This window comes from Paenarthrobacter sp. TA1.8 (assembly GCF_048595705.1).
In the GTDB taxonomy this organism is placed as follows: Bacteria; Actinomycetota; Actinomycetes; order Actinomycetales; family Micrococcaceae; genus Arthrobacter; species Arthrobacter nitroguajacolicus.
This window is the reverse complement of record NZ_CP184287.1, coordinates 1,754,132-1,777,833: the sequence shown is the minus strand read 5'-3', so window position 1 is coordinate 1,777,833 and position 23,702 is coordinate 1,754,132. Positions and strand designations below refer to the sequence as shown.

The following is a 23,702-nucleotide window of genomic DNA, read 5'->3' as shown; positions in this document are numbered from 1 at the left end:
ACCGCGGGACGGCACCTCGCGTTGCCCTGCCCGAAGGCATGGCCGCGACGTGCCGTCCCGAGTGGTCTAGCTGGCGTAGGAACGCGCTGCGTCCAGTTCCGCTTGGAGCGCCGTCAGTTGGCGTTCGACGGCGGCCGGTGCTGTGCCGCCCTGCGAGTTGCGGCTGTTGAGCGAACCTTCGGTGCTCAGAACGCTGCGGACCTCGGGAGTGAGGTGTCCCGAGATTGCTGCGTATTCCTCGTCCGTCAGGTCCCACAGCTCCACGCCGCGGCCTTCGGCTTGCTTGACGGCAGCACCGGACAGCTCATGGGCCTCACGGAACGGAACGCCCTGGCGGACAAGCCATTCAGCAATGTCCGTGGCCAACGCGAAGCCCTGGGGAGCCAGGGATTCCATGCGCTCGGTGTTGAACTTCAGCGTGGCGATCATGCCGGACACGGCCGGAAGCAGCAGCTCCAGGGTGTCCGCGGCGTCGAAGACCGGTTCCTTGTCCTCCTGCAGGTCGCGGTTGTACGCGAGCGGCAGGCCCTTGAGCGTCGCCAGCAGGCCAGTCAGGTTGCCGATGAGGCGACCTGCCTTGCCGCGTGCGAGCTCGGCGACGTCCGGGTTCTTCTTCTGCGGCATGATCGAGGACCCCGTGGAGTACGAATCATGCAGCGTCACGAAGGAGAACTCCTTGGTTGCCCAGAAGATGACTTCCTCGGAGATCCGGGAGAGGTCCACGCCAATCATGGAACACACCCAGGCGAACTCGGCGAAAACATCGCGTGAGGCGGTGCCATCGATCGAGTTGTGGACCGCCGAGAAGAAACCAAGGTCCGCGGCAACAGCCTCGGGGTCCAGTCCCAGGGAGGAACCGGCCAGCGCACCCGAACCATAGGGCGAAACACCGGCGCGCTTGTCCCAGTCCTGGAGTCGCTGCACGTCGCGAAGCAGTGCCCAGGCATGCGCCAGAAGGTGGTGGCTCAGCAACACCGGCTGAGCATGCTGCAAGTGTGTCCGGCCCGGCATGGCAACGCCCTGGTGGGCCTTGGCCTGCTCAACCAGGGCGTCGATGGTGGCAAGGACACCGCTGGCGATAATCCGGGCGTGGTCGCGGAGGAACATACGGCCCAAGGTGGCAACCTGATCGTTGCGGGAACGGCCAGCGCGGAGCTTGCCGCCCAAATGGGTTCCTGCGCGCTCAATCAGTCCACGTTCCAGGGAACCGTGGACGTCCTCGTCGCTCTCGGCCGGCAGGTAGGCGCCGCTCGCGACGTCCTCGTCCAGCTGGGTGAGGGCGGCAAGCATGCCTTCGAGCTCGGCGTCGTCCAACAGTCCGGCCTTGGCCAGCACGCGGGCGTGCGCCTTGGAACCGGCTATGTCGTAGCGGGCCAGCCGCCAGTCAAAGTGCGTGGACTTGCTCAGTGCGGCCAGCGCATCCGCGGGGCCGCCGGCGAACCGGCCGCCCCACAGTGCACCTTCGTTAGTTGCCGACGTCATTACTCGCCTGCGACGCGCAGGTCGCGGCCGGAGGCAACCTTGGAGGACATGCCCCACAGCTCGATGAAACCGCGTGCCATGGACTGGTCGAAGGTATCGCCGGTGTCGTAGGTGGCGAGGTCGAAGTCGTACAGCGAGGTCTCGGAGCGGCGACCGTTGACGATTGCCTGGCCACCGTGGAGGACCATGCGGATGTCGCCGGAAACGTACTGCTGCGTGTCTTCGATGAAGGCGTCCAGGGAGCGCTTGAGCGGGGAGAACCACTGTCCGTCGTAGACCAGCTCTGCCCAGCGCTGGCCAACAGTTGCCTTGAAGCGGGCCTGTTCGCGCTCGATAGTGATGTCCTCGAGGTGCTTGTGCGCGGTGATCAGCGCCATGGCACCCGGGGCTTCATAGATTTCGCGGGACTTGATGCCGACGAGGCGGTCTTCAACGACGTCGATGCGGCCAACGCCCTGGGCGCCTGCACGGCGGTTCAGCTCCTGGATGGCCTGCAGCGGGGTGACCTTTACGCCGTCGATCGCTACCGGAACACCGGCCTGGAAGGAGATGGTGACCTCATCGGGCGCCGGCGGGAATTCCGGGGTGGCGGTGTAGTCGTAGATGTCCTTGGTAGGAGCGTTCCAGATGTCCTCAAGGTAACCGGTCTCGACGGCGCGTCCCCAGACGTTCTGGTCGATCGAGTACGGGTTCTTCTTAGTGGTCTCGATCGGCAGTCCCTTTTCCTCGGCGAAGGCGATGGCCTTGTCGCGGGTCAGGGCGAGGTCGCGGACGGGTGCAATGCACTTCAGGTCCGGGCCGAGGGTCTGGATGCCAACTTCGAAACGGACCTGGTCGTTGCCCTTGCCGGTGCAGCCGTGGGCAACGGTGGTGGCACCGAATTCGCGGGCAGCCTTCACGAGGTGCTTCACGATGACCGGACGGGAGATAGCCGAAACCAACGGGTAGTGGCCCTGGTAGAGGGCGTTGGCCTTCAGGGTGGGCATGGCGTACTCGTTGGCGAACTCGTCACGGGCGTCGGCCACGTAAGCCTCAACCGCGCCGCAACCGAGAGCGCGCTGGCGAATGGTCTCCAGCGACTCGCCGCCCTGTCCGACGTCGACGGCCACGGCGATGACCTCGGCGCCGGTGGCTTCACCGATCCAGCCGATGGCTACGGAAGTATCAAGGCCACCGGAGTAGGCCAGAACAATGCGCTCAGTCACGAGAGTGCTCCTTTGTTATTGCTTGGTTCATTCGAATCAATGCTGTGTGAATCAATGCTGAAAAAGATCAATTAGTTGCCAGGCCCGGCTTCTTCGGCCATGCGCAGGAAACGCGCTGCCAGTTCCGCCCCGCCATCGGGATCCCGTGCGACCAGCAGCAAAGTGTCGTCGCCTGCGATCGTACCCAATACCGACGGCATCACCGAGTGATCAACGGCCAGGGCCAGGAAGTTGGCTGCTCCCGGTGGGGTGCGGAGGACCACGATGTTGCCCGATGCCTCAGCTGTCACCAGGAGTTCGCCGCAAAGCCGCGTCAGCCGCGCATCCAGGATTTCCTGGGTGACGCCGCTCTTGGCATTGCGGTCCCCACCCTCCCCCGGGACAGCGTAAACAAGTGCGCCTTCCTTGCCCCGGACCCGTACGGCGCCCAGTTCCACGAGGTCGCGGGACAGGGTGGCCTGGGTGACCTGGACGCCGTCGTCCGCCAGCAGGGCTGCAAGCTCTGCTTGTGAACGCACGGACTCACCCGTCAGGATCGCGGTGATACGCGCCTGGCGGGCAGTCTTTGTGGCTGGGCTGGCGCCCGGCACGGAAGGATTGGTGGACACTAGAACGTGCTCTCCCCGGTTCCCTCGACGGGAGAAAGACCATCCACGAAAGCAAGCCCGGAGCGGTGCATCAGCCAGGCCATCAGTGCCTTCTGAGCGTGCAGGCGGTTCTCCGCCTCGTCCCAGACAATCGACTGCGGGCCGTCGATCACTCCGGCGGAAATTTCGTAGCCGCGGTAGGCCGGGAGGCAGTGAAGCACGACGGCGTCCGGCGCGGCGTGCGCCATGGCGGCCTCATCCACGGAGTAGTCGCGGAAGAGCTGCAGCCGGGCTTCCTTTTCGGCTTCCTGGCCCATGGATACCCACGTGTCCGTTGCTACGACGTCGGCGCCCTTGAGGGCTTCTGCAGCATCGCTGGTGATGAGCACTGAGCCGCCTGTCTCGGCCGCACGCTCCTCGGCAGCCGCCACGATCTCCGGCGCCGGAAGATAGCCTTCGGGACCGGAAATGCGCACATGCATTCCGGCCGTCACACCGGCAAGGAGGTAGGAATTGGCCATGTTGTTGGCGGAGTCACCCAGATAGGCCATGCTCAAGCCGGCCAGTTCACCCTTGTGCTCCTTGACGGCCAGGAGGTCGGCCAGGAGCTGGCAGGGGTGGTAGTCGTCGCACAAGGCGTTGATGACGGGGACCTTGGAGTTTTCCGCCATGGCCACCAGGCCCGAGTGGGCACCTGTCCGCCAGACGATGGTGGACACCATGCGCTCCAGGACCTTCGCCGTATCCTCCACGGATTCCTTGTGGCCGATCTGGGCTTCACCCGGGTTGATGATCAGTGCGTTGCCGCCCATGTCCGCGATGCCGGTGGCGAAAGAAACACGCGTGCGGGTGGAGGTCTTGTCAAAGATCACGGCCACCGTCTTACGGCCGTTGCCCTCGGCGGCGAAGGGCTGCACGCTGTACGGCGCTGCCTTCATCCGTGCGGCGAGTTCCAAAACCTCAGCTTGCTCGGCGGGACTCAGGTCCGTGTCCTTGAGGAAGTGACGGGTGGTGTTGGTAGTAGTCACTGTGCGTCCTTAGCGGTGTTGGCTGTAGCCGTAGCGATCAGGGTGGGTAATGCATCCAGGAAGCGGTCCGCTTGATCGATGGTCAGGATCAGCGGCGGCGCAAGGCGGATAGTCCTCGGGCCCGGGCTGTTGATGATGAAGCCGGCATCCAAAGCTGCGGTAACCATGGCAGGTGCGATGTCGGCATTCACATCGAAGCCAATCAACAGACCCTCGCCGCGGACTTCAGTGACAGCCTCGATGGCGGCCAGTCCCTCACGAAGGTGGTTGCCGACAGTGAACACGTTCTGCAGCACACCTTGGCTTTCGATGGCGTGCAGCGTGGCCAAAGCGGCGGCCGTAGCCACGGGGTTCCCACCGAAAGTGGTGCCGTGCTGCCCGGCGGTGAGCAGGGCCGACGTCGTACTTCCGAACGTGACCAAGGCACCCACAGGAAAACCGCCGCCGAGCCCCTTGGCGAGGGTCACGGCGTCGGGAACAATTCCGGCGTCCTCGCTGGCGAGCCATTTACCGGTCCGGCCGATGCCGGTTTGTACCTCGTCCAAGATCAGCAGGGCTCCCGCTGCGGTGGTCACCTCGCGGGCTGCCTGCAGGTATTCGGCGCTAAGTGGGCGGACGCCCGCTTCGCCCTGGATGGGTTCAAGGAACACGGCCGCTGTGGAATCGTCGACGGCGGCACGCAAGGCTTCGATGTCGCCGAACGGGATGTGAACCACACCACCGGGCAATGGTTCGAAGGGAGCACGGTAGGCCTCCTTGGCCGTGAGCGCCAAGGCACCCATGGTCCGGCCGTGGAAGGCGCCCTCCAGGGCGATGACCTTGGTGCGATTTCCATCGGAGTTGTTACGTCGTGCCAGCTTGAACGCTGCCTCGTTGGCCTCAGTACCGGAGTTGGCAAAGAAGACCTTGGACCCCGCCGGAGCATTGGTGAGGGCGAGGAGCTTTTCAGCCAAAGCAATCTGCGTGGGGCTCGTGAAGAAGTTCGAGACGTGCCCGAGCGTGGCCAACTGGCTGGAGATCACTGACGTGACGAAGGGGTGCGCGTGACCCAGTGCGTTCACAGCGATGCCACCCAGGAGGTCCAGGTATTCCTTGCCGTCGGCGTCCCAAACGAGGCAGCCGGCGCCACGCACCAGGACGCGCTGCGGAGTGCCGAAGACACCCATCAGCGAGGACGAGTAACGGGCAAGCCAGTCAGCGCCATTACTCACTCCAGTAATGACGGAAGCTTTGGCCTCCGATCCGGCGATGGACCCCCAGGTGTGGTCGGGCACCGCGATGGGCCCACTGCCGCCGGGGCCCCCGTCCGAGCTTGCGAGGATGGGGAGCGGCTGGGGACGGGCGGGGGGTCCATCGCCGGTCGGGTTGAGGCCAACAGTTTCGCTCATGTGTTCACTTCCTCGTCAGGTACTACTTGTGTGCCGATGCCTGCGGTGGTGAAAGTTTCCAGCAGCATCGAGTGCGGGAGGCGGCCGTCAACGATGTGTGCGCGTTCCACGCCTTCGTCGATGGCTTTGAGGCAAGCGGCCATCTTTGGGATCATCCCCGACTCGAGCTTGGGCAGCATCTCGCGGAGTTCCGATGCGGTGAGCGAAGAGATCAGCGACGATTTGTCCGGCCAGTTGGCGTACAGGCCCTCGACGTCGGTCAGGATGACAAGCTTGGTGGCGCCCAAAGCGGATGCGACGGCGGCAGCTGCAGTGTCCGCGTTGACGTTGAGGACCTGTCCCGTCGTAGGACCGGAACCGTTGCCGTCGTCGAGAATTTCCGGGGCGACCGTTGAGATGACCGGGATGCGGCCGGCGTCGAGAATGTCCTTGATTCCGGCGGGATCCACGCCCACCACTTCTCCCACCAGGCCGAGGTCCACCTCTTCGCCGTCAACAACAGTGCCCGTGCGGACGGCACGCAACAAGCCGCCATCTTCGCCGGACATGCCCACGGCATAGGGACCGTGGGAGTTGATGAGGCCGACGAGTTCGCGACCGACTTGGCCCGTGAGGACCATGCGCACCACGTCCATGGCTTCAGGGGTGGTGACGCGAAGGCCGCCCTTGAACTCGGACTCGATGCCGAGACGACCGAGCATGGAGTTGATCTGGGGGCCACCGCCGTGGACCACTACGGGGTGGATGCCAACGTGGTGGAGGAACACAATGTCCTCCGCGAAGGCACGACGAAGGTCATCGTTGACCATCGCGTTGCCGCCGTACTTGATCACCATGGTGGTACCGGCGAAACGCTGGATCCACGGGAGGGCCTCGATCAGTGTCCCGGCTTTGTCCTGGGCGTCACTCATGGAGGTGGTTTCGCGGGTGTGCGCAGTCATGGTCATCCGCTCAGCTCGAGTATGCGCTGTTCTCGTGCACGTAATCGTGCGTGAGGTCGTTGGTCCAAATGGTGGCCTCGGCATCGCCGGCCTGCAGGTCGATTTCGACCAACACTTCGCGCGGCTCCAGGTCCACCAGGTTGCGGTCCTCGCCGATTGCGCCGTTGCGGCAGATTTGCACACCGTTCATTGCGACGTTGAGTTGGTCCGCCTCGAATACGGCGTCAGTTGTTCCCACAGCCGAGAGCACGCGGCCCCAGTTAGGGTCCTTGCCGAAGATGGCGGCTTTGAACAGGTTGGAGCGGGCAACACTGCGGCTGACGATTTCGGCGTCGCGTTCGCTGGCGGCGTTGAACGTCCGGATAGCGATGTCGTGGCTGGCGCCCTCGGCGTCACCGATGAGCTTGCGTGCCAGTTCGGCGCAGACCTGGGTGACCGCTTCGCTCAACTGTTCGGCAGACGGCAACGCCTCGGACGCCCCTGATGCCAACAGCACCACGGTGTCGTTGGTGGACATGCAGCCGTCCGAGTCCGCCCGATCAAAGGTCACGCGAGTGGCGTCCCGGAGGACGACGTCGAGCTCATCCGCAGGAACCTCGGCGTCGGTGGTAAGGACCACAAGCATCGTTGCCAGGCCCGGCGCCAACATGCCGGCACCCTTGGCGATGCCACCGACGGTGAACTGCTTGCCCTCGGCGTCGGTGCCTGTGAAGACCGCTTCCTTGGACACGCTGTCAGTGGTCATGATCGCTGTGGCTGCAGCGGAGCCGCCATCTTCCGACAGTTGACGGAAGGCGGACTCGACGCCGGGAAGAATCTTGTCCATGGGCAGCTGCTCGCCGATCAGGCCGGTTGAGCAGACCACGACGTCGGAAGCAGAGACTCCCAGCACGTCTGCCACTTTCTCGGCCGTGGCGTGCGTGTTCTGGAAGCCCTGTGGACCGGTGCAGGCGTTGGCTCCACCGGAGTTCAGGACCACGGCATCCACTCGACCGTCGCTGACCACCTGACGCGACCAGTGGACCGGTGCAGCAGCCACGCGGTTGGAGGTAAAGACGGCGGCGGCGGACTTTTGCGGTCCGTCGTTGACTACAAGGGCCAGGTCCGGGTTGCCCGAAGCCTTGATGCCGGCTTTGATGCCTGCGGCGCGGAATCCCTTGGGGGCGGTAATGGTCACGGTGCAACTCCCTGCAGGTTCAGGCCGGCGGTTTCATCCAGGCCGAGGGCAATGTTCATGGACTGCACGGCTCCGCCGGCGGTCCCCTTGGTGAGGTTGTCGATAGCGCACGTCACGATCACGCGGCCCGTGTGGGCGTCGAAAGCCAACTGCATTACGGCGTGGTTGGAGCCCTGGACCGACTTGGTGGTGGGCCACTGGCCCTCCGGAAGGAGGTGCACGAACGGTTCGTCGTCGTAGGCGTCTGTCCAGGCTTGGCGCAGTTCGGCTTCAGTAACACTGCGTCCTGCCTGCGGCCGCACCTTGGCCGTCGCCGTCGTCAGGATGCCGCGGCTCATCGGAACCAGTGTTGGCGTGAAGGAGACTGTTACCGGCTCGCCGGCAGCGTTGGCCAGTCCCTGTTCGATCTCAGGCGTGTGCCGGTGTCCGCCGCCGACGCCGTAAGGGCTCATGGAACCCATGACTTCAGCGCCAATCAAATTGACTTTGGCAGCCTTGCCCGCGCCTGAGGTCCCCGATGCAGAGACAATCACGACGTCGTCCGTCAGGAGGAGGTTGCTGGCGAACCCGGGCGTCAAGGCGAGCAGGGCCGACGTCGGGTAGCACCCGGGAACGGCGATGCGCGTGGCACCTTTGAGGGCTTCGCGCTGACCAGGGAGCTCCGGAAGACCGTAAGGCCAGGTGCCCGCGTGGGCGGAGCCGTAAAACTTTTCCCATGCCGCGGCGTCCTGCAAACGGTGGTCAGCACCGGCGTCGATGACTACGGTGCCTTCAGGCAACTGCGCAGCGATCTCGGCTGAGGCACCGTGCGGCAGGGCAAGGAACACGACGTCATGGCCCGACAGGTTCTCCACGGTGGTGTCTTCCAGAATCCGGCTGGCCAGACCGTGGAGATGCGGCTGCAACTCCCCTAGTCTGGAACCGGCGTTGCTGTGCGCGGTGATGGCACCGATGGTGACGTTTGGATGGCCTGCCAGCAAGCGCAGCACTTCTCCCCCGGCGTAGCCGCTGGCACCGGAGACGGCAACTGAAATAGTCATGACCCTACTGTACAGCAAGAATATTCATGCTGTCCGATATTTATGCATGCAGTTGTGAGCAGTCTCATTTTTTAGGGGATTGCACGTATGCTTAGTGGAGGGTGATCCAGACCGTGCAGTCCGAACGTCGGCTGCAGCGTTGCCCGTTAGCGATACGGGGCACATTTATGTCACCCACGTCCACCGCTGAGCGCCCCAAAGCTCGCGCAATTCAACCAAATCCCGTCGTCCAGAGCTACTCAGAGCTCCTAAAGAGCGTCAAGGCTGCAGGACTCCTCGAACGCCGTAGCGGCTTCTACATCTGGGTCTTCGTGGCCTTGGTACTGCTCATGGCCGGCACCTGGCTCGGCTTCGCACTCATAGGCGATTCCTGGTACCAGCTCCTGATCGCTGCGGCCGTGGGCATCCTGTGCACGCAGCTTAGCTTCCTTGCCCACGAGGCAGGTCATAAGCAGATTTTCGCTTCACGGCGCGCCAACGACTGGTCCGCCCGCCTCCTGGCCACCGGCGTGGCCGGCATCAGCTACTCCTGGTGGGAGCAGAAGCACGGAGCCCACCACAACCACCCCAACGTCATTTCCAAGGACCCGGACATCCGGAACAACGCCTTGGTCTTCCACGAAGAGGCAGCAGCAGAGCGTAAGGGCCGCCTCGCGTTCCTCACACGCAGGCAGGGCTGGTTCTTCTTCCCGCTCCTGATGCTCCTTGGCATCAGTCTGCAGTTCGACTCCCTACGCTTCGTTTTCGGCAAGCAGAACGTGCGCCACCGCTGGGTTGAGACCCCCATCCTCGTGACCAGGCTGGCCGCCCTCCCGATTCTGGCTTTCACGTTCCTGCCCATCGGTATGGCGTTCGCCTTCCTGGGCGTACAGATCATGGTTTATGGCTTCTACATGGGCGCCTCGTTCGCCCCGAACCACAAGGGCATGCCGGTCCTTCCCAAGGACAGCCGCGTGGACTTCCTCAACCGCCAGATCCTGACCTCGCGCAACATCTCCGGTGGCATCTTCATGGACTTCCTCCTGGGTGGGTTAAACCGTCAGGTTGAGCACCACCTGTTCCCGGACATGGCTCGCCCCCATTTGTACAAGGCCACAAAAATCGTGCGCGAGTTCTGCGCCAAACACTCCATCCCTTACACCGAAACCACGCTGATGCAGTCATACGGCATCGTGGTCAGGTACCTCAATGAAGTAGGCCTGGCAGCAGGCCGTGGCTTCGACTGCCCCGTCGCGTCGACGCACGGACGCCGCTAGGCGTTCGACACCGGAGGCCCCAACCTCCCTAGGATGGATTCTGAAACCGGGCACCGGAAGGACCGCCCCGGATTAAGGAGCCACCATGACGCACGCCATCGTTGCCAAGCAGTCCGGAGGACCTGAGGTCCTCGAGTACGTTTCCGTGGAAACGCCGTCGCCTGGCCCCGGCCAGCTGTTGATCAAGGTCGCAGCTGCCGGGGTCAATTTCATTGAAACTTACCAACGCAGCGGCACTTACAAGGTGGACTACCCCTTCACGCCAGGAGCTGAGGCAGCCGGCACCGTGGAGGCCGTCGGAGCGGGGGTTGAGGAATTTTCCGTGGGCGATCGTATTGCCACGGCCGAGGGAACCAGGACCTACGCGGAGTATGCCCTCGTTGACGCGAGCAAGGCGCTTCCGGTTCCTGCCGGCGTCGATGACCACACCGCCGCAGCCCTGCCGCTGCAGGGAATCACCGCCCACTACCTGATGAATTCATCCTTCCGGGTAGAGCCGGGCCACACCGTTCTGCTTCACGCGGGCGCAGGTGGCGTTGGTCTGCTGTTGACACAACTGCTGAAGGCCCGCGGCGCCCGCGTCATCACCACCGTCTCCTCCGACGAGAAGGCGGACCTCTCCACGCTGGCGGGCGCCGATGAAGTGCTCCGGTACGAGGACTTCGCTGACAAGGTCCGTGAACTCACCGATGGCGAGGGCGTCAACGTGGTGTACGACGGCGTAGGCAAGGACACGTTCGACGACTCCCTTAAGAGCCTGCGCATCCGCGGTGCCATGGTGCTCTTCGGCGCAGCCTCCGGCCCGGTGCCGCCGTTCGATCCCCAGCGTCTAAACGCCGCAGGTTCACTGACGCTGACCAGGCCCACCATGGCGCACTTTGTCCAGAACGCCCAGGAACGCCGCTGGCGCTCAGCAGAGATTTTCGACGCCGCCGCCAACGGCACCCTCGCTGTCAGGGTGGGCGCAACGTACCCCCTCGCGGAAGCCGCCCAGGCTCACAGGGACCTTGAGGGTCGCCGCACAACCGGGAAAGTCCTGCTGGTTCCCTGAACCCTTTTTGAACTCCACATGTGCAAAAAGCGAACAACGGTGCAACAAAGTGTGACGAGTGGGAAACGTCAGACACCTTTTGTTCATCTTTCTGCGGAAAGCTGAGGTTGTGAGCACAGAACATCCCGCTGGGGCCGGCACTACGCCTGCCCTGATGACGTACCGTCCCCAGCTACCGGGAGGCGCTGCCGCCCCCGCCGAGCGTACTCTCGTCGACATCTTGGAAGAGACCGCGTCATCGTTCCCCGAGGCCTCGGCCTTGGATGATGGCCAAAAGTCCTTGAGCTACACCGAGTTACTCAAGGCCGTTCGCGCTTTTGCCACACAGTTGAACCGTGCGGGGCTTGGCCGGGGAGACAAAATCGGCGTCCGGATCCCGTCAGGCACCAATGAGCTCTATATCGCCATCCTGGGAATTCTCGTGGCCGGCGCTGCCTACGTGCCCGTGGATGCGGACGACCCCGATGAGCGGGCCCGTTTGGTATTCGGCGAAGCCAAGGTGGGGGCCGTCATCGCTGGAGGCCTGGACATTCAGCTCTCAGGTCCGGCTCGGGAAGCTGTCTCCACGCCAGCCATCCCCGGATTGGACGACGACTCCTGGATCATCTTTACCTCCGGGTCCACCGGGACGCCCAAGGGCGTTGCAGTCAAGCATCGTTCATCAGCAGCGTTCGTCGACGCTGAGGCCCGAATCTTCCTTCAGGCTGAGCCCATCGGCCCTCAGGACCGGGTACTTGCCGGCCTTTCTGTGGCCTTCGATGCTTCCTGCGAGGAAATGTGGTTGGCCTGGCGGCACGGAGCTTGCCTGGTACCGGCACCACGGGCGCTTGTTCGCACCGGCATGGACCTCGGCCCTTGGCTCATCAACCACGGCATTACTGTGGTTTCAACTGTGCCCACCCTTGCCGCGCTGTGGCCGGCTGAGGCCTTGGAAAATGTTCGCTTGCTCATCTTCGGCGGGGAAGCATGCCCGCCTGAGTTGGCCGAGCGCCTCGCCGTGGACGGTCGTGAAGTGTGGAACACCTACGGGCCTACGGAGGCAACCGTCGTTGCCTGTGCCGCTCCGCTGGGCGGACCCGGCCCCGTACGGATCGGCCTGCCGCTGGATGGGTGGGACCTCGCCGTCGTCGATTCCACCGGGGTTCCGGTCGCAGAAGGTGAGATCGGTGAACTGATCATCGGCGGCGTGGGGCTGGCCCGCTACCTCGATCCCGCCAAGGACGCCGAGAAATATGCCCCTATGACAACGCTTGGATGGGAACGCGCATACCGTTCAGGTGACCTGGTGCGATTTGAAGCCGAGGGCCTGATCTTCATGGGTCGCGCAGATGAACAGGTCAAGCTGGGTGGACGCCGGATCGAACTGGGCGAAGTGGATTCGGCACTGCAGTCCTTGCCTGGCGTCGCCGGCGCTGCTGCTGCGGTGCAAACGACGGCGGCAGGCAACCAAATCCTGGTAGGTTACCTGGCTCCCGTTGACGGTCACGAGTTGAACATGGACGAGGCCCGCAAGCTGCTTGGCGAAAGCCTCCCGGCGGCCCTGATCCCCCTGCTGACCACCGTTGATTCCCTCCCCACCAAAACCAGCGGCAAAGTGGATCGGCACGCACTCCCCTGGCCTCTGGCAGGAGCCGGCGCCACCGAGGCCGGCAACGCACCGCTGAACCTGCCCGACGACGCCCGATGGGTGGTGGACCAGTGGGAGTCCGTGCTGGGCAGCCCCGTCAGTTCGCTCGACGCCGATTTCTTCGCCTATGGCGGCGGGTCCTTGGCCGCGGCCCAACTTGTTTCTGCCCTTCGCGTCCGTTACCCCACCATCACCGTCGCTGATATCTATGCAACTCCCCGCGTGGGGGCGCTGATTGACACTGCAAGGCAGTCAATTCCCGACGGCGGATCGCCGGGGCCCGCTGCTGAGCGCACCGTCCGCCCTACCGCCTTGAAGTCGCAAGTCTTCCAGGTCCTCATGGGCGTGCCGTTGCACATACTCGTGGGAATGCGCTGGCTGACCTACCTCATGGCCGCCAACAAACTCCTGGCAGACTTCGCCGGATTCGCGGCGGCCCCCGTGATCTCCTGGTGGTGGATCGCAGCGTCGTGGCTGGTCTTCGTCAGCCCCTTGGGCCGGATGGCGATCTCCGTGGTTGCAGCCAGGGTACTGCTTGGCAGGATTCAGCCCGGTACCTATCCGCGGTCCGGCAAAACACACCTGCGATTGTGGTTGGCCGAGCAAATACAAGACCTGTCGGGTGCCATCGGCCTGGCCAGCGCCCCGTTCGTCCCGTACTACGCCCGGGCCCTCGGAGCCAAGATCGGCAAGGATGTCCACCTGCATTCGTTGCCCCCGGTTACCGGCCTCCTGTCGCTGGGCAGCGGAGCAAACATCGAGCCCGAAGTGGACCTTTCCGGTTGGTGGGTGGACGGCGATTCAGTCCACATCGGCCAAATCCATGTGGGAGCCGGTGCAGTAGTAGGCGCCAGAAGCACCCTGATGCCGGGTGCCACCATCGGCGCGGGTGCCCACGTCGACGCTGGATCCGCCGTGCTGGGCAAAGTGAAAGCCGGACACCTCGTGGCCGGCTCCCCCGCGGAGCGCCGCGGGAAAGCCAAGCACGAATGGCCGGATACCAGCAGCCGACAGCCAGTGGTTGACCGACTCTGGTTCTCAGCGTTTGCCAGCGCTTCGGCCCTGCTGGCCCTGATCCCCTATATTTCGGCGTTCGCCGGAGCCCTGGTGGTCCTGGCTTTCATCCAGGGTCATGAGTCGTTGGAAACAGCTCTTCCGCAGATCGCCCTGGCCGTTCCGCTCGCGGCCCTGGTGTGGTTCTTCGGCAATCTGGTGCTCATCCTGATCGTTGCAAGGCTCTTGGGCCTGGGCCTGAAAGAGGGCTATTACCGCGTGCGCAGCCGCATAGGCTGGCAGGTCTGGGCCACGGAGCGCCTCTTGGACATGGCTCGAGACCTCCTCTTCCCCGTATACGCGAGCCTCTTCACTCCGCTCTGGTTGCGCCTCCTGGGCGCCAAAGTGGGGAAGAACGTGGAAGCGTCAACGGTGCTGCTGGTTCCCAAAATGACCACCATCGGCGATGGCGCCTTCCTAGCCGACGACACCATGGTAGCCTCCTACGAACTCGGTGGGGGCTGGATGAAAATCGCTCCGGCCAAAATCGGGAAGCGTTCCTTCCTGGGCAATTCGGGAATGACCGCTGCGGGACGAAACGTGCCCAAGAACTCCCTCGTCGCTGTTCTGTCTGCCACCCCTGCCAAGGCGAAATCCGGCACGTCATGGCTGGGCAGTCCGCCCGTCAGATTGCGCCGCACCGCCGTCGATGCCGACCAAACCCGGACGTTCCGCCCGGCCCTGAAGCTGAAAATCGCAAGGGCGCTCTGGGAACTGTGCCGCCTGTTCCCTGTCATCCTCACAGTGGCCATCGCCGTGAGCGTGATGCTTGTGCTGGACTGGATGGCGCGCGGATGGGGCTATTGGATAGCTGCAGTCCTGGGCGGTGTTGTCATGTTGGCAGCAGGGGCTGTGGCCGCGCTCAGCTCCATCGTGGCCAAGTGGGTTCTGGTGGGGACCATCCGCTCCGGCGAACACCCGCTGTGGAGTTCGTTCATTTGGCGCAATGAGGTTGTGGACACGTTCATTGAAATGGTCAGTGCTCCGTGGTTTGCCCGGTCGGCTGCCGGAACTCCTGCCCTGGTGTGGTGGTTGCGCGGACTCGGAGCCAAGATCGGACGCGGAACGTGGTGCGAAAGCTACTGGCTGCCCGAAGCCGACCTCGTGACCTTGGGCGAGAACTCCACGGTCAACCGTGGTTGCGTGGTCCAGACGCACCTCTTCCACGACCGTGTCATGAGCCTGGACACCGTGACGCTAGGCAACGGTGCCACGATGGGTCCGCACGGCGTCATCCTTCCCGCGGCGAGCATCGGCGACGGCGGTACTGTTGGGCCGGCGTCGTTGGTCATGCGTGGCGAAACTGTCCCTGCCGGGACGTACTGGATGGGCAATCCGGTGAGCCCGTGGGTGGGTCCGTCTGCACAAGCGCCGCGCCTCAAGTAGATTGGACGGATCATGACCGCACCAATCACTCCCCCCCTGACCGAAGCCGATCCCTACGCCTTGAACCACGGCAGCAGCAGCTACCGCGTGGACAGGTACGAGTTGGATCTCGACGTCAGGCTGGGCAGCAACAAGCTGATGGGCAAGGCGGTCCTGCGGTGCACGGCTTTGGAGCCGTCCACTCAGATAGTCCTTGACTTAGTGGGCCTACGGGCAAGCAAGGTTCAGCTGGACGGCAAGAAGCTGCAGAAGTTCAGCCACAGGGCCGAACACCTCGTCCTGACGCCGGCATCCCCGCTTAAGCCCGGCCAGCAGTTCTCTCTCGAGATCCGCTACGACGGAAATCCCCAGCCGCGCCGCGGCCTTTGGGGCGATGTCGGCTGGGAGGAACTGAACGACGGCGTATTAGTCGCCGGACAGCCCAACGGTGCGGCGTCCTGGTTCCCCTGCAATGATCATCCACGATACAAGTCGACGTTCCGCATCTCGGTGACCACTGACGATAATTACCGGCCAGTGTGCAACGGGAGCCTCGTCTCGCACTCCCGCAAGTCCAGCCGGGAAACGTGGGGCTACGAACAGGCTGAACCCATGGCCACCTACCTCGCCACTGTGCAGATCGGGCGCTACGCCAAGGTTCCCCTGCACGTGGACGACACCCACCAGAGGGTCCCCCAGTTCGTGGCAGTCACAGCCGAAATGGCAGTGGACGCCCTCCAGGGCCTGAGGCGGCAGCCGGACATGATGCGCACCTTCGAGGACTGCTTCGGCCCCTACCCTTTCGCCGACTACACCTCGGTTGTCACTGAGGATGAGCTGGAAATTCCCCTTGAGGCCCAGACCGTGTCCATTTTCGGCCGAAACCATATGCGCGAGTCCTGGGAAGCGCAGCGTCTGATCGCGCACGAGCTTTCCCACCAATGGTTTGGTAATTCGCTGACGGTGAGCAGCTGGAAGGACATCTGGCTGCACGAAGGCTTCGCTTGCTATGCAGAGTGGTTGTGGTCCGAGGAATCCCGCACCATGACGGTCGCCGCCCGGGCAACGGCTGCGTGGAAAAGGCTCGACGCCGGGCCGCAGGACCTTCTGGTGGGAGACCCCGGCCCTGAGCTGATGTTCGACGATCGCGTCTACAAACGCGGTGCGCTTGCTGTTCATGCAGTCCGAATGGCGGCCGGCGATGAGGCGTTCTTCGGTTTCCTTCAGCATTGGACGGCGGCTAACCGTCACGGGTCGGTTTCAACGGCGACGTTCGTTGAGGCTGCGGATTCGTACATTCATGGATTCGATGCCGCGGGAATCCTCCGGCCGTGGCTCTACGAGGCCGCGTTGCCGGCGCTGCCTTCCGCGCGTTAGCCGAGGGCCAGAGCGGCGACTAATCCGTCAGGCAGTTTCGTGGGGGTGATGTCGCGCAGACCTTTGATGTCCAAAACATCCAGTTGCGCAGGGTCATGGCGCAGGCCTTCACCAGTCATCTTCAGCCACGCTTCTTTGCGCGCCCAGAGTCGGGCGCGCTGTCTGGTCTGCTCCCTCTCCGGAACTGACGCCAGGAAACGCTGCTCGTTTGAGGTCAATGCGACGTCGTCGAAGCCGCCAAAGCCAACCCTGTCAACCGATTCAAGGTCCACACCCAGCCGGAGGCCATCCGTAGGATGCACGACGGCGGCCAGCAGCACCCAGCCCGACGCCCGGGACGCGCTGAGCGCCAGAGGTGCCGGAACGCCGTCGAGCATGAAGCCGGGACGGCCGTGGTCTTGTCCCGGGCCGCATTGCGGGCAGCGATAGTCGGGCACGAGGCGGGCGGAGTCAACCTCCAGGAGTGAGGCGGCGAAGCGCAGCAAAGCTAGCCGGCCGGCAATGAACTCATCCGGGTACGCCGGGTTATCGAACTTGCCTGCACGATCCAGGGCTGGCCGGCCGAGGGTTTCGACGCGGATGTCCGGAACCAGCAAGTCGTCGAGCTTCCACAGCTCAACTATTGGGCTGTCCATCACGACTTCCAAGCCACGTGTCGTCTTCTAGAGCGGACCATACCCGGCATTTCCATACGGGTCCTGCCACGTAGCCAGATCCTCCTCGACTGCCTTCCGGAAAGCAGGATCCTCTTGCACCTTTTGCCGGAAGGATTGACGAGCCCTGCTTATGACTGCCGAGGGTATGAGGATGCAGACCACCAACAGAGCCACCATTAAGACGTAACAACCGGCGAGGGTGATGACGGCAATACCACCCCGGGCAGTGGCCCCAGGCATTACCGTGGCCATGATGGCGCCTTGCACTGCGGCAATCAGCGCCACCGTCCAAAGGGCGCTTCGAACAGAACCAGGGCCGCGCGAAATGAGGAGCCGGTTAGTATCGGGCAGCGAAGCACGCACCCTATTCCAGGAAAAGAGGCCCAAAATCGTCAGAGCGGCTCCCAACGGACCAAGAGTCAAGGTGACTACCAGGTTGCCTGTTATCGCCGAGAAGAAGACACCCGTAAGGACCATGAGGATGCCGCCGCTGACCGCGCTGCTCCAAGCTGCAGCGCGGGAGCCCTGGGCATCGGCTAATTGCCGTAAGCGGGAAGGGGCTCCAGACGGGCTGATCCGGGCCAGCTCCGGGGAGAGCCAGTAGTCCAGGGGATGCAAGGGCCCGGCGACCGGGAAGGGACGTGGACCAGGACTAGGACTTGTCATTCAGTTTCTCTCGCAGATGTTGCCGGTTTGCCTCAAGCAAAACTCTATCTGCTCAGCGCCTATGGCTCCGGTCAGCAGTGTTCCCCGCAGCTAAGGTAACGCTGCGGGGAACACTTTAGGCGGCTTAACCCAGCCGGGCTACTTCACCGAGGTCAGGTAATTCGCCAGCGTGGGTGTGATGCGCGTGCCTGAGTTGGAGCTGCCACCGTTGGTGTGGATGGCCATGATCGTGTTGGAGCTGTTGTAGACGGGCGCTCCACTCTGGCCGCCGTAGGTGTCCATTTTGTAGTAGACCTTTTCAGTCGTCGTGCTCTCAATGGGGCCGGTCATGGACCACATGGTGCCAAACGCTTTGTCCCCCGGGTAGCCACGGACCGTCGTGCTGGTTCCGTTCAGGCTGGCCGTGGTGCCGGTGTAGTTGAGCCAGCCGGTGGTGTTTCCGATGGTGCAGTCGAGTTTTATGACACCCCAGTCGGCGTTGGTGTTTGCGGAGTCGATCCAGCGCTGATCCGTGAAGATCTTTGTTGCTCCGCAAGTGCCGTAAGGGTCGGTTGATCCGTTGCGCCCCGGAGCCACTTTGACGCCCCAGGAGTAGTCGGCTTCCGATCCGGTGCCGCCTTCGTGCACGCAATGGCCTGCGGTCAACACGGTGTCGTCGGAAATCAGGGCGCCGGAGCAAATGTATCCACCATTGAATTCGATCTGCACGATGGAGCGGTTGGGGGCAGCCGTGGTGTTGGTGATCCGAACCCGGCCATCCGCGCCGATGACTGAGTCCGTGGAAGCCCCTCCAGCCTTGGACGGCGCGGCGATGGTGTATTTGTCCGCTAACGGCGATGCTGGGGAACCGGAAACCTGCGACTGGTCGACGGTGTGCGACACGGGCTGGACCTCTGCTGCAGCCACTTGTGGCGTCGACTCTGACGCTACTGCGGCTCCGCCAAACGAGGACGTCAAAGCCATTACTGCAGCCCCGACAAGCAAAGCAACGTTCTGCTTCTTCATGGGTACCTTTCAAGGGACGGCTCTCAGCGAACCGTGCGAGGGATGTGATACACATGCTTCACATGTGTATGACAAAACTGTCATACACATGTGAATAGTCTGTCAAGATGCTGGGAGTGCAATCTCGTTAAATAAAAATCCCCGGGACCAACAGGTCCCGGGGATCTTGATCAGTTGCGGCAGGGATCAGCGCTGGACTGCACCGAAGCGCTCAGTAGCCACAGCCACCGCTGCTGCCCGTGCCTCAGACGCCTCGTCCGCCGTCAGCGTGCGGTCGTCTGCACGGAAGCGGAGGCCGAAAGCCAGCGACTTCTTGCCATCCTCGATGCCCGGACCAACGTAGACGTCGAACAACGAGACATCCTCAAGAAGTACTCCAGCTCCTTCGCGGAGGGCGGCCAGGACCTGGTCTGCCGGGACATCCTGCGGGACAACCAAGGCAACATCCTGTGTCGCCACGGGGTACCCGGAGATGTGTTTGGCCACGATCACGTCAGCGGCCGCCTCAAACAACGCTTCCACGTTGACCTCAACGGCTACAGAACGCGCAGGCATATCGTGGGCAGCGAGGAGCTTCGGGTGAAGTTCCCCGGCGTAACCCACAACGTCGCCATTGCGCAGCGCAAGCTGAGCCGCGCGTCCCGGGTGGAACGCCTGGTGGCTACCCTGGCTAACGACCAGTTCCACACCCAGGACATCCGCCATGAGGCGTGCCACATCCAGGGCGTCAGCCCAGTCCCAAGCACGCGGGCTATGCGTAGCGGCGGCCGGAGAATCGTGGCCGGTCATAACAGCGGCGATGTGCAGCGGCTGGTGCGGGACGCCGTCGTACAGTGCATCCAGTACCTCGTCGGCCGGCTTGACGCCCAGCGGCGGAATGGAATCCGTGCCCAGCTTGTCGCCAGGGAGGAAGACCGAACCGGCTTCGTACAATGCCAGATCGCGGAAGCCGCGTGAGTGATTGCGGCGGGCAACCTCGATCAGGCCCGGCAGGATGGACGTACGGAGGAAGCCTTGTTCTTCGCTGATCGGGTTCGCCAGTTTCAACGCCGGACGCGGTTCGCCTTCACCAGCAACACCGAAAGTGTCATTGGCAGCTTTGGAGACGAACGGGTAGGACAATACCTCGGTGAGCCCCGCATCTGCCAGCGCCTGGACAACCCGGCGCTTCTGCTGTTGGCTCCGGCTGAGCCCACGACCCGGAGGCGCAACCGGAAGAGTGGCAGGGATGTTGTCGTAGCCAACAAGCCGGGCGATTTCCTCGGACAGGTCTTCCTTGGTTTCGAGGTCGTTGCGCCAGCTCGGAGCAGTAACCCGGTAACCGGTGGTTGTCTTCTCCACCGCAGCGCCAAGGTCCTTAAGCGAAGTGGTGATCTGCTCTTCCGTGAAGTCAATGCCGATACGGGCGGCAGCGAACTCAGCAGGCAAGTCGATAGTCACGGCATCAGGTGCGGTTCCGACGTCGGTCCCTGCCTCGTCCGCCGTGCCACCGGCGAGCTCTACCAACAGATCCACTACGCGCTGGGCAGCAATGTGGGCCACATGCCAGTCCACGCCACGCTCGAAGCGCTTGGAAGCTTCGGAGGGCAGCTTATGGCGGCGACGGGAACGCGCGATTGAGACCTCATCGAAGTGCGCCGCTTCCACCAGGATGTTCGTGGTGGAGTCGGAAACCTCGGTGTGGGCACCGCCCATTACACCGGCAATGCCAATGGCACCGGAATCATCGGTAATCAGCAGGTCCTCGACGTCGAGCGTGCGCTCTTTGTCGTCCAGGGTGGTGATCTTCTCCCCCGCCACTGCGCGACGCACCACGATGTCGCCCGCGAGCTTGTCGAGGTCGTAGCAGTGGTTCGGCTGTCCGAGCTCAAGCATGACGTAGTTGGAGATATCAACCGGCAACGAGATGGACCGAACGCCAGCCAAACGAAGGCGCGCGGACATCCACGGCGGGGTGGGACGGGAAGCATCCACGCCACGAACTGTGCGGGCCACAAAACGGTCGCAGCCAGGCTTGCCGTAAATGGGAGCGTCGTCGTTGAGCTTGACGCCGTGGCCGCCCTGCAGGGTGGCCGGAGCCGTGACCTTTGAAGCCGGGTCCACGAAGGCTGTTCCGGTGGCGTGGGCGTACTCGCGTGCCACACCACGGATGGAGAAGGCATAACCGCGGTCCGGCGTGACGTTGATTTCCGCTGCTTGGTCGTACAGGCCCAGCAGTTCCATCGCATCAGTGCCGATTTCCGGATCCAGGCCGATGCGTGAGAGCACCAGAATGCCGTCGTGGTCATCGCCGATGCCGAGCTCACGGACGGAGGCGATCATGCCCGCGGAAAGGTGACCGTAGGTCTTCCGTGCGGAGATCTGGAAGTTTCCAGGCAGCACGGCACCGGGGAGGGTGACAACAACTTTGTCGCCCTCCACAAAGTTGTGCGCACCGCAAATGATGCCTTGCACACCCGAAGGATCGATACCCTTGCCGGTGAGGGTCTGCTCCTGGCCTTCCGGAACAACGCGAACCTGGCACCAGTTGATGGTCTTGCCATTGGTCTGCGGTTCCTTGACCAAGCTCAGTACCTGGCCCACCACAACGGGACCGGTGAGCTCGTCCGTGGGACGGTGGACTTCCTCTTCTTCGAAACCGACCTTGACCAGGTCAGCCATGACGTCTTCGGCCGTAGCATCGGCCGGAACCTGCGCGAATTCACGCAGCCAGGAAAGTGGGATACGCACTGTTAGATCTCCATCCCGAAGTGCTCGCTGAAACGTACGTCGCCTTCGATCATGTCGCGCATGTCGCCGACCTCGTTGCGGAACATGAGCGTGCGCTCAATGCCCATGCCGAAGGCGAAACCTGAATAGATGTCCGGATCGATGCCGGCTGCCCGGAGGACGTTGGGGTTGACCATGCCGCAGCCGCCCCACTCAATCCAGCGGGGACCACCCTTGGCACCCGGGTGCCAGATGTCCAGCTCAGCGGAAGGCTCCGTGAACGGGAAATAATTGGGGCGCAGGCGAATGGAAGCTTCGTCGCCGAACATCTGGCGGGCGAAGTGCTCCAACGTTCCACGAAGGTCCGCCATGCTCAGGTCCTTGTCGATCGCCAGTCCCTCGAACTGGTGGAAGACAGGGGTGTGCGTAGCGTCCAGTTCATCCGTGCGGAAGACCTTGCCGGGGCACAGCACATAGATGGGCACTTCGCGTTCCAGCATGGAACGGACCTGCACCGGGGACGTGTGCGTCCGCATGAGCAGGTGCGCTTCGGGAGGCTCCACAAAGAACGTGTCCTGCATTTCGCGTGCGGGGTGGTCAGGCTTGAAGTTCAGGGCATCGAAGTTGAACCATTCGGACTCCACCTCGGGGCCTTCGGCGATTTCCCAGCCCATGCCAACAAAAATGTCCGAGACGCGGTCCTGCAACGTGGACAGCGGGTGGCGGGCACCGGCGCGACGACGACGCGGAGCGGCCGTAACGTCGACGGTTTCTTCCACCAGGATGCGGGCGTCATTCTCGGCCTCGAGAACTTCGGTCCGGGCTGCGAGCGCCTTGTTGACCTGGCCACGGGAGGAACCCATGAGCTTGCCGGCGGCAGCCTTGTGCTCCTTCGCCAAGCCACCGATTTCACGGTTGGCCAGGCTCAGAGGCGACTTCTCGCCGGTGTGGGCGAGGCGGACAGCCTTGAGTTCTTCGAGGGAGGAAGCAGCCGAAATGGCGGCAATGGCGTCCTCGACGGCGGCGGTGATGGCGGCTTCATCCAGCGGATTCGGGATGGCAGCGCCTGGCAAAGTGTCAGTCATCTACTGTTCTTAGCTACGAGTAGGGAGCGGCCCGGCTAGGCGGACCTGCAAAACGAAAGGGTAGTGCTCGCCGCGGACGGCAGGCACTACCCTTCAGTCTAGTTGAACCTCACAGGCCATCGTCGCGCGTCTGGCCCGGCTGCTGAACCGGCGGCTGCTGAACCGGTGGCTGCGGCGAGTACGGCGGCTGCTGCGGTGCGTACGGTTGCTGCGGGTTGTAAGCCGGCTGCTGTTGAGGAGCGTAACCTGCCTGCCCCGGCTGAGGCGCGTCACCCGGCTGGCCATAAGGAGTGGCACCTGCGAGCGCCGGCTCCTGCCGGGCAGACCTCTTGCGCAGCAGAACGAACAGCAGGACCAGCGCACCGGCAATGACCAGCACAGCTACGAGGATCCAGATGATCCACATCGGAATTCCAGAGTTGGCCTCGGCCTTGGCTTGGACCACTGTCCCGTTGAGGGCCAGCATGTCAAACGTGGCCGTGTTGCCATCCACGGTGGCGCCATTGGCCTCCACCACCTTGCCCGGGAACGTGAACTTGACGGAGGCTTCGTCGAACATGGACTTCGCCATGGCCGACGACGATGCGTCACTGCTTTCAGCACCGGTCACTCCACCCATGGAGATGATATAGAAGTCCCCTTCCTTCTTCAGTTCGAAGGGGTTCTCGGAGCTGGACGAGTCAGCAAGCTTTGCAGGGGTGAGGTTGGCGGCGGTGATCCGCTTGCCTTTGTACTTCTCGTCCTCGTAGTCCACCACGGTAGCGCCGTCGGGGATGTCCATCCCCTGGCTTCCGGTACCGTTCGACTCCATGAATTCGTCGAAGGACTTCTCGCCCAGCACGGATTTCTGGATGGCATAGACAACCTCGTAGTCCACGCTCTTTTCGTTGTTGACCTTCACGGACATGTTGAGCTTGACGCAACCCGTCAATGCCAGCATGAGTGCGATCAGTACACCGACTACGCCCAAGGCGCGTTTCGAGTTCATATCCCTCGTCCCCCAA

General features: G+C 63.3%; 18 protein-coding genes. 4 read left to right on the top strand and 14 right to left on the bottom strand.

Annotated elements, in window-relative coordinates; translation table 11 throughout:
- Window positions 1-66: 66 nt before the first annotated feature.
- The 8 genes from argH to argC all read right to left on the bottom strand — a co-directional run bounded on the left by argH (window position 67) and on the right by argC (window position 8,848).
- A complete protein-coding gene (argH, locus tag ACNAOT_RS08340) occupies window positions 67-1,482 on the bottom strand; it encodes an argininosuccinate lyase (protein ID WP_420180708.1) in 1,416 nt (471 codons plus the stop codon).
- On the bottom strand, window positions 1,482-2,687 hold the full coding sequence (locus ACNAOT_RS08335) for an argininosuccinate synthase (protein WP_091466547.1): 1,206 nt from the start codon (window positions 2,685-2,687) through the stop codon (window positions 1,482-1,484). Before ACNAOT_RS08335 ends, argH begins: the two co-directional genes overlap by 1 nt.
- Before the next feature lie 71 nt (window positions 2,688-2,758).
- Window positions 2,759-3,295 carry an arginine repressor gene (locus tag ACNAOT_RS08330; RefSeq protein ID WP_011774347.1) on the bottom strand — a complete coding sequence of 179 codons (537 nt, stop codon included), beginning with the start codon at window positions 3,293-3,295 and terminating at the stop codon, window positions 2,759-2,761.
- Window positions 3,295-4,302, bottom strand: a complete 1,008-nt coding sequence (gene argF / locus ACNAOT_RS08325; RefSeq protein ID WP_420180707.1) for an ornithine carbamoyltransferase — start codon at window positions 4,300-4,302, stop codon at window positions 3,295-3,297. The genes ACNAOT_RS08330 and argF overlap by 1 nt, the downstream gene beginning before the upstream one ends.
- Window positions 4,299-5,690 (bottom strand): acetylornithine transaminase, encoded by a 1,392-nt coding sequence (locus ACNAOT_RS08320; protein WP_420180706.1) that lies wholly within the window; start codon window positions 5,688-5,690, stop codon window positions 4,299-4,301. The genes argF and ACNAOT_RS08320 overlap by 4 nt, the downstream gene beginning before the upstream one ends.
- Window positions 5,687-6,631 carry an acetylglutamate kinase gene (gene argB, locus ACNAOT_RS08315; protein WP_420180705.1) on the bottom strand — a complete coding sequence of 315 codons (945 nt, stop codon included), beginning with the start codon at window positions 6,629-6,631 and terminating at the stop codon, window positions 5,687-5,689. Before argB ends, ACNAOT_RS08320 begins: the two co-directional genes overlap by 4 nt.
- Window positions 6,632-6,641: 10 nt before the next feature.
- Window positions 6,642-7,808, bottom strand: a complete 1,167-nt coding sequence (argJ, locus tag ACNAOT_RS08310; RefSeq protein ID WP_420180704.1) for a bifunctional glutamate N-acetyltransferase/amino-acid acetyltransferase ArgJ — start codon at window positions 7,806-7,808, stop codon at window positions 6,642-6,644.
- Window positions 7,805-8,848: an N-acetyl-gamma-glutamyl-phosphate reductase gene (argC, locus tag ACNAOT_RS08305; RefSeq protein ID WP_420180703.1), complete on the bottom strand. Its 1,044-nt coding sequence runs from the start codon at window positions 8,846-8,848 to the stop codon at window positions 7,805-7,807. The genes argJ and argC overlap by 4 nt, the downstream gene beginning before the upstream one ends.
- Before the next feature lie 167 nt (window positions 8,849-9,015).
- Here argC and ACNAOT_RS08300 point away from each other — a divergent pair, with 167 nt between their 5' ends.
- The 4 genes from ACNAOT_RS08300 to ACNAOT_RS08285 all read left to right on the top strand — a co-directional run bounded on the left by ACNAOT_RS08300 (window position 9,016) and on the right by ACNAOT_RS08285 (window position 16,577).
- Window positions 9,016-10,104 carry a fatty acid desaturase family protein gene (locus ACNAOT_RS08300; RefSeq protein WP_091466541.1) on the top strand — a complete coding sequence of 363 codons (1,089 nt, stop codon included), beginning with the start codon at window positions 9,016-9,018 and terminating at the stop codon, window positions 10,102-10,104.
- 85 nt (window positions 10,105-10,189) lie between these two features.
- A complete protein-coding gene (locus ACNAOT_RS08295; RefSeq protein ID WP_420180702.1) occupies window positions 10,190-11,155 on the top strand; it encodes a quinone oxidoreductase family protein in 966 nt (321 codons plus the stop codon).
- A gap of 154 nt (window positions 11,156-11,309) precedes the next feature.
- Window positions 11,310-15,221 (top strand): Pls/PosA family non-ribosomal peptide synthetase, encoded by a 3,912-nt coding sequence (locus ACNAOT_RS08290; RefSeq protein WP_420181140.1) that lies wholly within the window; start codon window positions 11,310-11,312, stop codon window positions 15,219-15,221.
- Between the two features lie 12 nt (window positions 15,222-15,233).
- Window positions 15,234-16,577 carry a M1 family metallopeptidase gene (locus ACNAOT_RS08285; RefSeq protein WP_420180701.1) on the top strand — a complete coding sequence of 448 codons (1,344 nt, stop codon included), beginning with the start codon at window positions 15,234-15,236 and terminating at the stop codon, window positions 16,575-16,577.
- Here ACNAOT_RS08285 and ACNAOT_RS08280 read toward each other — a convergent pair.
- From ACNAOT_RS08280 to ACNAOT_RS08255, 6 genes are all read right to left on the bottom strand, one after another.
- A complete protein-coding gene (locus ACNAOT_RS08280) occupies window positions 16,574-17,212 on the bottom strand; it encodes a 4'-phosphopantetheinyl transferase family protein (RefSeq protein ID WP_420180700.1) in 639 nt (212 codons plus the stop codon). The two genes, ACNAOT_RS08285 and ACNAOT_RS08280, sit on opposite strands and share 4 nt — an antisense overlap.
- A gap of 27 nt (window positions 17,213-17,239) precedes the next feature.
- Window positions 17,240-17,899, bottom strand: a complete 660-nt coding sequence (locus ACNAOT_RS08275; RefSeq protein WP_420180699.1) for a hypothetical protein — start codon at window positions 17,897-17,899, stop codon at window positions 17,240-17,242.
- 138 nt (window positions 17,900-18,037) lie between these two features.
- The gene (locus tag ACNAOT_RS08270; RefSeq protein WP_420180698.1) at window positions 18,038-18,904 is read right to left on the bottom strand and encodes a trypsin-like serine peptidase; all 867 of its coding nucleotides are present in this window, start codon (window positions 18,902-18,904) and stop codon (window positions 18,038-18,040) included.
- Between the two features lie 186 nt (window positions 18,905-19,090).
- On the bottom strand, window positions 19,091-21,634 hold the full coding sequence (gene pheT, locus ACNAOT_RS08265) for a phenylalanine--tRNA ligase subunit beta (RefSeq protein WP_420180697.1): 2,544 nt from the start codon (window positions 21,632-21,634) through the stop codon (window positions 19,091-19,093).
- Window positions 21,635-21,636: 2 nt separating this feature from the next.
- The gene (gene pheS, locus ACNAOT_RS08260; RefSeq protein WP_420180696.1) at window positions 21,637-22,698 is read right to left on the bottom strand and encodes a phenylalanine--tRNA ligase subunit alpha; all 1,062 of its coding nucleotides are present in this window, start codon (window positions 22,696-22,698) and stop codon (window positions 21,637-21,639) included.
- 109 nt (window positions 22,699-22,807) lie between these two features.
- Entirely contained in the window at window positions 22,808-23,686 is an 879-nt protein-coding gene (locus ACNAOT_RS08255; RefSeq protein WP_420180695.1) for an LppM family (lipo)protein, read from the bottom strand.
- Between the last annotated feature and the right edge of the window lie 16 nt (window positions 23,687-23,702).